We start from the raw sequence: 12,638 nt of genomic DNA on the forward strand, positions 1-12,638 counted from the left end.
ACCCATGCAAACCATCAAAACCACCACCATTCATTTTCCTGAGTTGCGCTTGCACGCTTCGGCGGGGCACCAGCTCAGGGGTTACTTTGGCAACTTGTTCAAAGAGCGGTCGCCTTTGTTGCACAACCACCTGGCCGATGGATCGGCGATTTATCAATACCCTTTGGTGCAATACAAGGTGCTGAAAGGCACCCCTACCCTATTGGGCCTGGGTGAGGGAGCCGAGCTACTTGCGGAGCTTTTTTTACATATCAAAGAGTTGCATTTGGGCAAGGCTACTTACCCAGTATACAGCAAAAACATTGTGACCAACCGTGCCAGCCTGGGGGTAAACCCAACCGAGCTGTACGACTACCGCTTTGGTACGCTATGGATGTGCCTCAATGATAAAAACTACTTGAAATACCACCAAACGGGTTCCGAAGAACGCGTTGCCTTGCTGCAAAAAATACTGATTGGCAACTTGTTGAGTATGTTCAAGGGGTTGGGGCATACGGCAACTGCCCAAATATTGGCAAAACCCAAAGTAAAGGAAGAAGCGACCCATTTTAAAAACCAAAAAATGAAGGCTTTCAGCGGCAGTTTTACCTGCAATGTGGAGCTGCCCCAAGGCATTGGCATTGGAAAGGCGGTGTCGCGGGGCTATGGGGCGGTGGTATTATAGCGGCAAGCCACAAGTACTACTAGAGGAGTAAGCAACTAAAATCAACCTATTATAAAATTAACAACAGGCTTGCAAGCCAGCCTCAAGCACCAGTACCTAAGGACTTGAAGCTTGTCGCTAAAAGCACCGATATTCATCGGCATCTAAGGACTTGAGACTATAGAAGCTACTAACTTATGACCACCGACGATTTATTTATCAATTCAAAAGGGGCCTACCTTCAGGTAAAAAACCAAATGTTTTGCATACGTACCAAAAATGCAAAAACCAGGGAATACCACGCCCACGCGCCTATTGCCCCCCACACGGTACACCGTATTTTTTTGCACCGAGGCACGGCAGTAAGCGTAGACGCTATGCACCTTGCCCTGATCAATAACATTGACATTGTGCTGATGCAACACGACGACCACCCCATAGGCAGGGTGTGGCACACCAAGCTGGGCAGCACCACCAAAATACGCAAAAAACAACTGGAGGCGAGCCTCAATGAAGTGGGCACGGCTTGGGTAAAACAATGGCTAAGTACCAAGCTGGGCAACCAGATAGCAATGATTGAACAACTCAAAAAACACCGGGAAAGTAAACGCACCTACCTGCACGAAAAAGCAGACAAAATAAGGGCGTTGCAAACATCGATAGAAGCATTGGAAGCAGACCACACCGAAGCCATTGCCGACACATTGCGGGGGCTGGAGGGCACAGCGGGGCGGTTGTATTTCGAGACGTTGAGCTATGTGCTTGCCAAAGAGTATCAGTTTGCTGGCAGAAGCAAACGCCCGGCCCATGATGCTTTCAATGCTTTTTTGAATTATGGCTATGGGATATTGTATAGTATGGTAGAACACGCCTTGGTGATTGCGGGCATTGATCCTTTTGTGGGCTTTATGCACCGCGATGGCTACAACCAACGCAGCATGGTATATGATTTTATTGAGCCTTACCGGGGGCACGTAGAGCAAGTAGTAGTGAAGCTTTTTACGGCAAAAAAAGTAAACCAATCGCATACCGACGCCATCAAGGACGGGGTAAGACTCAACGAAATGGGCAAACCTTTACTTACTGAGGCTTTAGGTAAATATTTGCGGGGCGACAAAATAAAACACGGGCGTAAGCAACAAACCCGTGAAAATATTATGAAGCAGGAGGCGGTGACTTTTGCCCAAAGCTTACTAAAGGGGCAAGCTTTGAGCGACAAGCCACAAGTGTAACTTGCTCTGCAAACAACTACGATTTTGTAGTTTTTAATTATCTAAGTGATCTTTCATAAATAATTTGAGCCATTAAAGTGTATCTATTGCCCTCATTCTTCTCAAAAAAAAAGCCTCATAGCTTTGGCTATGCACCGTTTTTTTTTGAATCGTCTGAGAACAATATATTTTCTTAAATTGGCACATCTTATTTTTTCCAGATCACTAATCACCTCAAATTACGCAAACCTGCTTTCTCATTTTAATTTCTATTGTGAGACGGTTGTATTAAGGGAAGCGAAAAAAATAACTTCCTTGACTTCTATTTTTGGCATACGGAATTAGGGTTGTGCGAAGTTTTTAAAATTATTGATATACAAACATTTATGCATAAATCAAGAGGTTTATTGTAGGGGCAATCCCTTGCTGTAATGCAATGGAAGTTCGCGATTTATCGGAATGGTCGCCCTAGCGAAGGAGTGCATACGCCGGCGGAAAGAAAGGCGCTGTTGGTCAGACACGACGCAAATGAGTATACTGTTTCAAAGTACAAGTGTGTATGCCATTTTTTTAAGTTGGGTAATTAATTACTTTCTTATCCCTAAGTAGTTGCAAGGCATCGCGCAACCATTAAACAATAAAGCCATTAAACAATATATAAAAAAACAAGACAAATGATTGTATGGGTATTGTATGACATAGAAAATGACCGGGCACGCACCAAGGTGAGCAAGTTTTGCCAGCAAGCGGGGCTGAGCCGGGTACAGTATTCGGTGTTTTTGGGCACTATAGACGCCCACCGCCGCGACACGCTGGCGCTACAGGTAGAAGAGGTAATCGACGCTGACAAAGACAAGGTGTATATTTTGCCCATGAGCAAAGACGAGGTGCGTGAGGCGGTTTGCCTGGGGCAGGCGCTTGACGAAAAATTGGTAACAGACCAGGTGCAATCGTTGTTTTTTTAATCACAAAAATCCTGAACAAAATGATAAGCGTTACTCCTTCTGAGATCATAGAGCATTTGTATTGTCCGCGTTTTACTTATTTTTTGCGGGTGCTCAACATTGCCCAGCACGAAGACCGCCACTATAAGGTGCAAAAAGGGCGGCAGATACACGAAAACAAAACCAAGCTCAACCCAAAGTATTTGCGGCAACGCCTGGGCGTGGTGGCAAAGCATACCAACTTGTATATGCGCAATGAGGTGTTGCGGGGCGAGGTAGACGAGGTATTGATGCTTGCCAACGGCAAGGCTGCCCCGCTCGACTACAAGTTTGCCGTATACGAGGGGCGGGTGTACCAAACCTACCTGCATCAGTTGTACTGTTATGCCTGGTTGATAGAAGACCATTTTGGGGTGGAAGTAACCGAGGGCTTTCTGGTATATACGCGTTCGCGCAATAAAGTGGTATCGGTAGAAATAAGCCCACAAGCCAAGCAAGTGGTCAGAGCAGCAGTACAAGAAATGGTGGCAGTGACCAATGAAAATATTTTTCCAAAAGCTACCAAATCTAAAAAAAGATGTGCAACTTGTACCTATCGAAACGTATGCCCTCAGTAGAACAACACTTTTGCCGGAGGGTAATTTATTTGGGGGTGTCCCAAATATGCCTTTAACAAGCTGAATATAAGCAGGTTGCCTATTCGGAAAACTTGCTAAAATGGGCTTAAAAAGCTCTTTGACGTATTGATTTTTTTGATTTTAACCTATAGTAATTTCACTATAACGTGTTGTAAATCAGCCAGCAACAACAAAAGACGACTTTAAGCGCTACATCCATTAAAACAAGGATTGAAACATTATTGTCATAGCATCAAAATAAAGAATACATGGACTTTAAGCGCTACATCCATTAAAACAAGGATTGAAACAATAACTTCATTCAGAGTGCCAATGGCGTGAAACGTTGGCAGCTTTAAGCGCTACATCCATTAAAACAAGGATTGAAACTGTACCAGCCCGGCTCCTTTTTATGCTGGTCCAGACTTTAAGCGCTACATCCATTAAAACAAGGATTGAAACCAAATACTTTGCTGAACAAACTTGACGGCATAGAAGCTTTAAGCGCTACATCCATTAAAACAAGGATTGAAACTTATTTCCTTAATTGTTCAAGAAAATCCTTGAGAAACTTTAAGCGCTACATCCATTAAAACAAGGATTGAAACACCATTTTCCGAGTGTTTACAGGGTTGCGGCAAACAACTTTAAGCGCTACATCCATTAAAACAAGGATTGAAACACCATTTTCCGAGTGTTTACAGGGTTGCGGCAAACAACTTTAAGCGCTACATCCATTAAAACAAGGATTGAAACTTAAAAAAGTACTATTATATGGACTATCTAACATTACTTTAAGCGCTACATCCATTAAAACAAGGATTGAAACAGGAATAACTCTCTTTGGTAGTAGGGCAATGCTATTTTACTTTAAGCGCTACATCCATTAAAACAAGGATTGAAACGTTTATTCTTGAACTTTCTATTTTCATAGCGTTTTTTCTTTAAGCGCTACATCCATTAAAACAAGGATTGAAACCCATTTCGGCAAGCGTCCAGGTATCTAAGATGTTTCTTTAAGCGCTACATCCATTAAAACAAGGATTGAAACTTATATTAGGTAGAAGACATGGATAGAGACAAGTTTCACTTTAAGCGCTACATCCATTAAAACAAGGATTGAAACGTTTATTCTTGAACTTTCTATTTTCATAGCGTTTTTTCTTTAAGCGCTACATCCATTAAAACAAGGATTGAAACTGAATATAATGACCATTGAGGCCCGCGAGCTTTTGCTCTTTAAGCGCTACATCCATTAAAACAAGGATTGAAACGGTTTCCCTTTCACAGAAATTGTGCAAGCTTCCGTTCTTTAAGCGCTACATCCATTAAAACAAGGATTGAAACCGCATTTCAGGGGACAGTTTCACCTTTCCAGCCTTCACTTTAAGCGCTACATCCATTAAAACAAGGATTGAAACCTCACCCCGGCTTTGTCTACAAAGGCAAGTCCATACATTTCTATTTTCCCTCCAAGCTCCTTAATGATGGACTTTAAGCGCTACATCCATTAAAACAAGGATTGAAACCTCACCCCGGCTTTGTCTACAAAGGCAAGTCCATACATTTCTATTTTCCCTCCAAGCTCCTTAATGATGGACTTTAAGCGCTACATCCATTAAAACAAGGATTGAAACGTATTATCCCTTTTGTTTTTGAATTGTCCATATAATGCTTTAAGCGCTACATCTACTCTACCCAGCTTTTAACTTCGTTGAGCTCAGCACAGTAAAACTGTAGCTTCGGTTTTTCAAAAGTACCGTCATCGCCTCAGCTCGTGTCTCCACCATAGCCGTCAGGCTAAGAGGAGCATAGTAAAAAAAATCACTTAAAAATACCGTCACCGCCTCAGCGAGTGTCCCCACGCGCTGATCGAATCGCCAAAATTTGAATACTGAAAGATGTTTCATGAGGAAAAAAAATAGTAGCCTGACGGCTATGGTGTCTTCACGAGCTGATCAGAACTCTGAAAAACACTATTTACAGGCGCTACGACGAGGCGATTTAGCTTTGCTGAGCACCAACATTCATCGGTATCTAAGGACTCGTAAACTCGGTTGTGAAGACACCATAGCCGTCAGGTTAAGCAAACAAGTGTAGAAAATTCACCCCAAAAATACCGCCCAAAGACAGTCTGGTCTCTTGTGAAGACACAAGCGACGGCGGAAAAAAGAGGCTAGCCTGACGGCTATGGTGAAGACACAAACCGAGGCGAAAAAATACAGCCTCCACCAAAACAAGAACCACAAAAAACCTCCCCACTTATCTTCACAGAAAATGGGGAGGTTTTTTTGTTGAATTTCCGGGCAACAGCCCTTGATGGTACTAGCTGTCCTTTTTCTTAGGCGCTGTTTTCTTTTTAGCCGCCGGCTTTTTCTTGGCGGCTGGCTTCTTTTTGGTCGTTGTTTTTTTGGCAGTAGTAGTGGTCGCTTTTTTAGGGGCAGCCGCTCCTTTCTTTTTCTTGTCAGGGGTTTTTTCGGCAAGCTCCAGACACTCGGCAAGCGTAAGCTCTTTGGGGTCTTTGTCTTTGGGTATTTTTACATTCTTTTTGCCCACCTTTATATAAGGTCCATAACGTCCATTGAGCACTTGTACATCGGGGTCTTCGTCAAACGACTTGATAAACTTTTCGGCATCTGCCTTGCGCTTCGCCAAAATCAACTCAATGGCACGCTCGCCTTCTATGGTATAGGGGTCATCTTCTTTCCCCAACGACACAAACTTGCTGTCGTGACGCACATAAGGGCCAAAACGCCCAATGTTTACCTGCATGGGCTTGCCTTCAAACTCGCCCAGGTTGCGCGGCAACTTAAACAATTCCAGGGCTTCTTCCAGGGTAACCGTCTCCAGTCGTTGGTCTTTGCGTAAGCTACTGCGTTGCTTGTCTTCGTCTTCGTTGTCGCCTACTTGCACATAGGCCCCATAGCGCCCAAAAATCACCCATACCTCTTTGCCGTTTTTGGGGTGTTCACCCAACAGCCTTTGCTTGCCCAAAGTGGTCGAGTCAATGTCGGCACTCTTTTCTACTTTTTTGTGAAAACCTCCGTAAAAGCCTTCAATCATTTTTACCCACTCTTGCTTGCCCTGAGAAATCTCATCAAATTGTTTCTCCACATTGGCTGTAAACGAGTAGTCCATGATGCTGTCGAAATGCTGGGTCAGAAAATCGTTGACCAATATGCCTACATCAGTAGGAAACATCTTTCCTTTTTCGGCTCCGGTAGTCTCTGTTTTGGTTTTATCCGTAATTTTATCGCTTTTCAGCTGCAAAAACTGATATTCTCTTTGTTTGCCTTCGCGTTCGCTTTTCTCTACGTAGCCCCGCTTCTGGATGGTAGAAATTGTAGGTGCATAAGTAGACGGACGCCCAATGCCCATTTCTTCCAGTTTTTTTACCAAACTGGCTTCTGTATAACGGGGTGGGTGCTTGGTAAAACGCTCCGTTGCCGACATTTGATCAAGGTTGAGCAACTGCCCCACGGTCAAAGGAGGCAACATGCCCTTGGTAAGTGCATTTTCTTCCTCGTCGTCGTCATCGTTGTCGGTAGACTCTATGTATACCTTCAGAAAACCATCAAAAGTAATGATCTCCCCTTTTGCCTGTAGGTCGGGTACCTGGGCGGGTGGATTGGCTGTTTGATTGTACACTACCGGGTCTATGCCTATAGTGGCTGTAGTACGCTCTAGTTGGGCATCCGCCATTTGTGAGGCAATGGCACGTTTCCAGATCAGTTCATACAGCTTTTCCTCATCCCGGTTATTGCCCGCGCTTTGGGTGTCAAAGCTGGTAGGACGAATGGCTTCGTGCGCTTCCTGAGCACTTGCCGACTTGGTTTTGTATTTTCTTTCTTTGAAGTATTGCGTGCCATAGTTGTTTTCTATGGAGCTTTTGGCGGCTTGAATGGCGTCGTCTGACAAATTGGTAGAGTCAGTACGCATATAAGTAATCTTACCCGCTTCGTATAACTTTTGGGCAAGGCTCATCGTGCGCGATACCGAATAGCGCAGTTTGCGGCTGGCCTCTTGCTGCAGGGTAGAGGTGGTAAAGGGAGGCGCGGGCGATTTTTTGCCGGGTTTTTTCTCCAGTTTTTTTATCTCATAAATAGCCCCTACGCATTTCTCTAAAAACTCACGGGCACTTTCCTGATTGGGCAGTTTTTTGGGCAATTCTGCCACCAAGGTTTTACCACCTTCAAGGGCAAACTCGGCGACCAGCTTAAACGATGAGGAAGGTACAAATTTTTCTATTTCGCGTTCCCGGTCTACTACTATGCGCACTGCCACCGATTGCACCCTGCCAGCAGACAAACCTCCTTTGATCTTTTTCCAAAGAATGGGAGACAGCTCAAAGCCTACCAGCCGGTCGAGAATACGGCGGGCTTGCTGGGCGTTTACCAGGTCTATGTCTATAGTACGGGGCGATTGTATGGCGGTGGTAATGGCTTTTTTGGTGATCTCACGAAAAACAATTCGTTTGGTGTTGGCTTCTGTTAGTTCCAGGGCTTGTTGCAAGTGCCACGAAATGGCTTCCCCCTCACGGTCATCATCCGTTGCCAGCCAAACAGTCTCAGCTTCTTTAGCGAGCTTTTTCAACTCTGCGATCACTTGCTTTTTATCGTTCGAAATAACATAAGTAGGTTTGAAACCATTGGCAATGTCTATAGCATCTTTTTTGGGCAAGTCGCGCACGTGCCCAAAGCTGGACTTTACACTGTAATCTTTACCCAGGTATCCTTCTATTGTTTTTGCCTTCGCAGGAGACTCTACTATAACTAAGTTTTTTGGCATAATTCAGTACTCGTGATTATTGGTTGCTCGCAAATATGAGTTATTTTTAAGTAAAAACACAAATAGTGAAGCGAACTTAAACAGAATTTAAAATTAGATTAGGTGCTATTTCAAGTAAAACGGAAAAAATAAAGTATTCCAAGAGAACAAAGTATTTTGTGGGTGGGCGATGAAAAAAATCTTTGCATAGCCAAAGCTATGGAACTATTTTTTGAAGAAGCCCATCCGCCAAAGACATCGTTTGGTGGAGTAGGTTATTTTTATAGTTTTACCAAGGTTGTCAAAGTCAAAATCTTACACAATGATTTGCCAGAGCCTTGTAAGTAACTTCTATCGTAAAAAACAACAAAAGGTTTTATTATACAGGCAAAAAGCCTTTTTGTTGCAATTGATCGATGAGTTTTGTTGCAACCATACTACAACAAAATTTGAACGATTGCAACTTAACTCGCCTTTGTCTTATTTTGTTTGCTACAATTCAGTTATTTTTCCCACAAATCTTACACCTATTTTTTTAGGAACCCTACCCAAAACAAAGATTTTAGCCCCTGTTTTAAAAAAAACTATACGTCACTTTCAGTGAAATAAACCTCCACAAAAAACTGGTAAAAAAGCCAGATTTTTTGTATATTTGTTAGCTGTTTAGCGCTTGCTTAAACTTTATATTTGAAGTTAAAAAAGTACTTTTTTTTAGCTCAGGTCATTCATTTTAAACAAGCGCTTAGCCGGGTGTACACCCAAAAAATTATATTCCAGGCAATTACGTATTAAAGTAAGCCTTATACTTTAAATAAACGATATAAAATTATGAAGTTTAGCGTCTCTTCTGCATTATTACAACGACAATTATCGGCCATCAGTGGGGTGATCATGTCTAGCCCTGTAGTACCTATTTTAGAAAACTTTCTGTTTGTTTTAGAAGACGGAAAGCTCATTGCAAGCGCCTCTGACCTGCAAACCTCTATTACTACCGAGATTGAGGTAGATACTCAAGACACAGGGAGCGTAGCAGTGCCTGCCAAAATACTGCTTGACACCCTTAAGAGCCTGCCCGAACAACCTGTCACTTTTAGCATTGACGAAGAGCACAAAAGCGTAGAGATTACCTCTAACACCGGGCACTATAAACTAGCCGGAGAAAACGCAGACGAGTTTCCAAAAATAGCCCAGGCCGACAGCAAACTAAACATTGCCCTGTCGTCCGATATTTTAGGCAAAGCCATTGGCAACACCATCTTTGCCACCAGCAACGACGAGTTGCGTCCGGCAATGACAGGTATTTATATTCAGTTCAAAGAGGACCACACCCTATTTGTTGCTACCGATGGTCACCGTCTCATTCGTTACAAACGCGAAGATGTAGTAGGTGGAGGCGACCCCATGACAATGATTATTCCTAAAAAATCTTTGGGCTTGTTACGCTCTACCCTACCCAACGACCCGGTAGAAGTACACGCTGAATTCAGCGATTCCAATGCTTTCTTTAGCTTTGACGACATCAAGATGGTTTGCCGTTTGATTGATGAGCGTTTCCCCGATTACGAAAACGCCATTCCGACCGACAACCCCAATGTATTGACCATAGATCGGGTAAGTTTGTTGAACTCGCTTAAGCGTCTGGCCATTTATGCCAACAAAAGTACCAACCAAATTCGCCTGAAAATGACGGCGGCAGGCACCTTACAAATATTTGCCGAAGATTTAGATTTCTCAAATGAGGCAAACGAAGCACTTGCCTGTGAGTACCAGGGCGATGACCTTGAGATTGGTTTCAATGCCAAGTTTGTAATAGAAATGTTGAGTAACATTACCGCCAAGGAGATCAAAATAGAAATGTCTACCCCAAACAAAGCAGGGATTTTGAAACCCACCGAAAAAATAGACAACGGCGATATTTTGATGTTGGTAATGCCTGTGATGCTGAATACTTACGCTTAACACACCCCAAGGTATAAGTAATATATCTACTGCCTGCCCTCTATAAATGGGGGCAGGCTTTTTTTATGTTCTTTGAAACCATACAAATGAGTGTAACAACTAATTGCTAATATAATAACCAATATAAAGTTAAAAATATGAGCAATGATTGGTTTTTTAGCAAACCCCGCCTTATATTTGTTCTGCTGTCAATGAAGCGCTCAAAGCGTTGTTAGCATTTTTTGTTAAATACGCGGTTGCCTCAAAGTACGCTTACCAATGGTCTTATTCGTTTAAACAATGTTTCGTGCTATGGACACCAGAGAAATATCTAAAAGTTTTGCTCCCAATCAGTCTTTCTTCATCCCTGAATCACGCTTGAGAGCAAGTGATCAATTTAAAAGCTCGTTGAAAACACTGGTTGTTCAACAGCTCAAAAAAGGCAATACCAGTGCAAGCGTATTGCGGTCTATCCAGTTTTTGCACCATACAGGTGACTTTAGTCTGTCGCCACAAGAGGCATACCCCCTTGCCGAAACGTTGTTTAAAGCAGATAGCCCAGTAACACGTAAAGTGGCGTTTGGCATGGCAAAAAATGCCCCCATTTACGATGCCCCTTATTGGCTCAATGCAGCCCGCCACAGCGAAACCCACCTCAAAGATTTGATAGAGATTTACCGCCAAAAGATACACCATGCCCACCACTACAATGGAGCACAACAGGAGTTTTCTGACTATATGTTTATAGCCCATCCAGCGGTGGTAAACTTTGGTTGGGAACTCGCCGAACGTTATTTAAGGGCAAGAGAAGTAAGCGAGATATGGGGCAAACTGGTACGCAACCGAAAGGCAAATGCCTGGCAACTGCTCCAGCTCAATGTACAGGCACCCAGTGCTATGCAATGGTTTGTGGCAAGCCACAGCAATCAAATGGAGCACTTGTATACTTATTCGCCCGAAAAAATTGCTTTTATAATCAAAAAAGGAGCGCCCCCTGTACGCCACTTATTGCTTGGTCAAATCACCCAATCGTTTGAGTGCAACCCTTTGATGTTTTTGTACCTGGTGAGCAACCTTGCCCACGAACAGCGTACCCAACTGCTGCACAAATGCCTGCCTCAATTTGCCCAACAAACGTTGTCTATAGACGAGGGCTTTTTGGCGCATACTATTCAAAGGTTGGGAGAAAATACCTGGGGGCTTAAGACTTTGCTAACCGTCGTGGCACACGCCCAGGTTACCCAAGCAGAAACAAACCAGGTGGTAGGATTGATGCTTGAAGAAACGCATTCGGCTCAAGTGCTTGTTCAACGCCTGGCAACACTACTGAACACTAAAAACAAGGCGCTTTTTGTAAAGGCGCTCAGTAAAAACCCTGACAAACTATTGGCGTACCACCAATACATTCCTCAGCAGGTGTGGGTAGGTTTGTTACGCCAAATGCCTATTGCCTACCTGACTGGTTTCAAGCAAGCCTTTGCTCAGGCAATATCCACTTTAGGAGACGAAGTACTCAATATTACAGCACCACTTTTTGAGGATACGCTCATTGATTGGCTGAAGCACCATCAAGCAAAGGGGCAAGCACCTTTAGACGACCCCAGACTCCTGTATAAAATATGCATACACCCACTACCCAAGGTACGCCAATGGGGACATACTCAAGCCATGAGGCAAGGGCTAAAAGCCGACTTTGCGTTGAAACTACTTGAGTCTGACTTGCCCGAAACAGTAGCTTTTGCCAAAACATATTTTGATGGTATCACCGTGGAAGACAGTCATTTTGTAGATAATTTATTGGCTTTGTGTGATAGCCCAATGGCAGCTACCCGCAGTTATGGTTTGGCTTTGTTGCAAAAAATAGAGATAAGCTCTACCAAAGAAGCCCTACTGCTGGCTTACCTGGCAGAACACGCCGATGCAAAGATACAAACCTATGTAGCCCAAAAACTTTTACAAACATCGCCATCAATCAACCAAGCTCCTTTTGTTAAAAAATTTGACCAGGCAGTGTTGCGTCGTAAAAATCGCCACAAGGTTGCCCGCGAACATGTAAAAAAGCGTTGGAGTCAACAGACCGAAGTAGACATACAGACCTTGGTAGAGCTGGCAAAAACCGGCACCCAAGGCGATGCCGAATGGGCAATTATACAGTTGACCCGGTTGAGTGTTCAGGGTAAAGAGGTAGATGGTTTTGTATTAGATTAAATTGCTTCTTTTTAATTTGTTTTCTAATCCCTTTGGGCTTGTGCTTATGACACAAGCCCAAAGGGATTTGTTTGCTATAGGGTTTATAACTAACTGAAAATAAGTGCGCTATGAATTTATTAATTGCCCATGAACCGAATCTACAGCTTGCTATGATGAGCTCAACGGAGTTAAACAAGTTGTACCTATAACCTTGCACCTAGTCCCTAGAACCTAGAACACAATGACCACTTTATATCTTGTGCGTAGATAAAAGATATTTCTGCTTTTGTTTGTAAGAATCTCACAGCAATTGTTTATTGCATTATGG

General features: G+C 43.4%; 9 protein-coding genes and 1 CRISPR repeat array. Of the genes, 7 read left to right on the forward strand and 2 right to left on the reverse strand.

Annotated elements, in window-relative coordinates; translation table 11 throughout:
* The first annotated feature begins 4 nt into the window (after window positions 1-4).
* The 4 genes from M23134_RS09305 to cas4 all read left to right on the forward strand — a co-directional run bounded on the left by M23134_RS09305 (window position 5) and on the right by cas4 (window position 3,415).
* Window positions 5-664 (forward strand): CRISPR-associated endonuclease Cas6, encoded by a 660-nt coding sequence (locus M23134_RS09305; RefSeq protein ID WP_002695765.1) that lies wholly within the window; start codon window positions 5-7, stop codon window positions 662-664.
* A gap of 176 nt (window positions 665-840) precedes the next feature.
* Window positions 841-1,875, forward strand: coding sequence for a CRISPR-associated endonuclease Cas1 (gene cas1 / locus M23134_RS09310; protein ID WP_002695766.1), 1,035 nt, complete (start codon window positions 841-843; stop codon window positions 1,873-1,875).
* 653 nt (window positions 1,876-2,528) lie between these two features.
* Window positions 2,529-2,819, forward strand: coding sequence for a CRISPR-associated endonuclease Cas2 (gene cas2 / locus M23134_RS09315; protein ID WP_002695768.1), 291 nt, complete (start codon window positions 2,529-2,531; stop codon window positions 2,817-2,819).
* 20 nt (window positions 2,820-2,839) lie between these two features.
* On the forward strand, window positions 2,840-3,415 hold the full coding sequence (cas4, locus tag M23134_RS09320) for a CRISPR-associated protein Cas4 (RefSeq protein WP_002695770.1): 576 nt from the start codon (window positions 2,840-2,842) through the stop codon (window positions 3,413-3,415).
* A 201-nt stretch (window positions 3,416-3,616) separates the two neighbouring features.
* Window positions 3,617-5,052: a CRISPR direct-repeat array (repeat unit 37 nt; unit sequence CTTTAAGCGCTACATCCATTAAAACAAGGATTGAAAC).
* Window positions 5,053-5,109: 57 nt separating this feature from the next.
* Here the strand turns inward: cas4 and M23134_RS09325 are convergent.
* Entirely contained in the window at window positions 5,110-5,325 is a 216-nt protein-coding gene (locus M23134_RS09325; RefSeq protein WP_045113272.1) for a hypothetical protein, read from the reverse strand.
* Between M23134_RS09325 and M23134_RS41015 the strand changes: the two genes are divergently transcribed.
* On the forward strand, window positions 5,324-5,515 hold the full coding sequence (locus M23134_RS41015; RefSeq protein WP_157558406.1) for a hypothetical protein: 192 nt from the start codon (window positions 5,324-5,326) through the stop codon (window positions 5,513-5,515). The two genes, M23134_RS09325 and M23134_RS41015, sit on opposite strands and share 2 nt — an antisense overlap.
* 225 nt (window positions 5,516-5,740) lie before the next feature.
* Here M23134_RS41015 and topA read toward each other — a convergent pair whose 3' ends face one another.
* Complete coding sequence (gene topA, locus M23134_RS09330; protein ID WP_002695772.1) at window positions 5,741-8,203, reverse strand: type I DNA topoisomerase; 2,463 nt, start codon at window positions 8,201-8,203, stop codon at window positions 5,741-5,743.
* An 807-nt stretch (window positions 8,204-9,010) separates the two neighbouring features.
* Here topA and dnaN point away from each other — a divergent pair.
* Both dnaN and M23134_RS09345 read left to right on the forward strand, forming a co-directional pair.
* A complete protein-coding gene (dnaN, locus tag M23134_RS09340; RefSeq protein ID WP_002695778.1) occupies window positions 9,011-10,141 on the forward strand; it encodes a DNA polymerase III subunit beta in 1,131 nt (376 codons plus the stop codon).
* 279 nt (window positions 10,142-10,420) lie between these two features.
* A complete protein-coding gene (locus M23134_RS09345) occupies window positions 10,421-12,328 on the forward strand; it encodes a hypothetical protein (protein ID WP_002695780.1) in 1,908 nt (635 codons plus the stop codon).
* Window positions 12,329-12,638: the final 310 nt, after the last annotated feature.

The sequence above is a fragment of the Microscilla marina ATCC 23134 genome (genome assembly GCF_000169175.1).
In the GTDB taxonomy this organism is placed as follows: domain Bacteria; phylum Bacteroidota; class Bacteroidia; order Cytophagales; family Microscillaceae; genus Microscilla; species Microscilla marina.

Excerpts from the sequence above, each read along its gene's own strand:
- M23134_RS09305 (WP_002695765.1), top strand. The coding sequence starts at position 5 with ATGCAAACCATCAAAACCACCACCATTCATTTTCCTGAGTTGCGCTTG.
- cas1 (WP_002695766.1), top strand. The coding sequence starts at position 841 with ATGACCACCGACGATTTATTTATCAATTCAAAAGGGGCCTACCTTCAG.
- cas2 (WP_002695768.1), top strand. The coding sequence starts at position 2,529 with ATGATTGTATGGGTATTGTATGACATAGAAAATGACCGGGCACGCACC.
- cas4 (WP_002695770.1), top strand. The coding sequence starts at position 2,840 with ATGATAAGCGTTACTCCTTCTGAGATCATAGAGCATTTGTATTGTCCG.
- M23134_RS41015 (WP_157558406.1), top strand. The coding sequence starts at position 5,324 with ATGAGGAAAAAAAATAGTAGCCTGACGGCTATGGTGTCTTCACGAGCT.
- M23134_RS09325 (WP_045113272.1), bottom strand. The coding sequence starts at position 5,325 with ATGAAACATCTTTCAGTATTCAAATTTTGGCGATTCGATCAGCGCGTG.
- topA (WP_002695772.1), bottom strand. The coding sequence starts at position 8,203 with ATGCCAAAAAACTTAGTTATAGTAGAGTCTCCTGCGAAGGCAAAAACA.
- dnaN (WP_002695778.1), top strand. The coding sequence starts at position 9,011 with ATGAAGTTTAGCGTCTCTTCTGCATTATTACAACGACAATTATCGGCC.
- M23134_RS09345 (WP_002695780.1), top strand. The coding sequence starts at position 10,421 with ATGTTTCGTGCTATGGACACCAGAGAAATATCTAAAAGTTTTGCTCCC.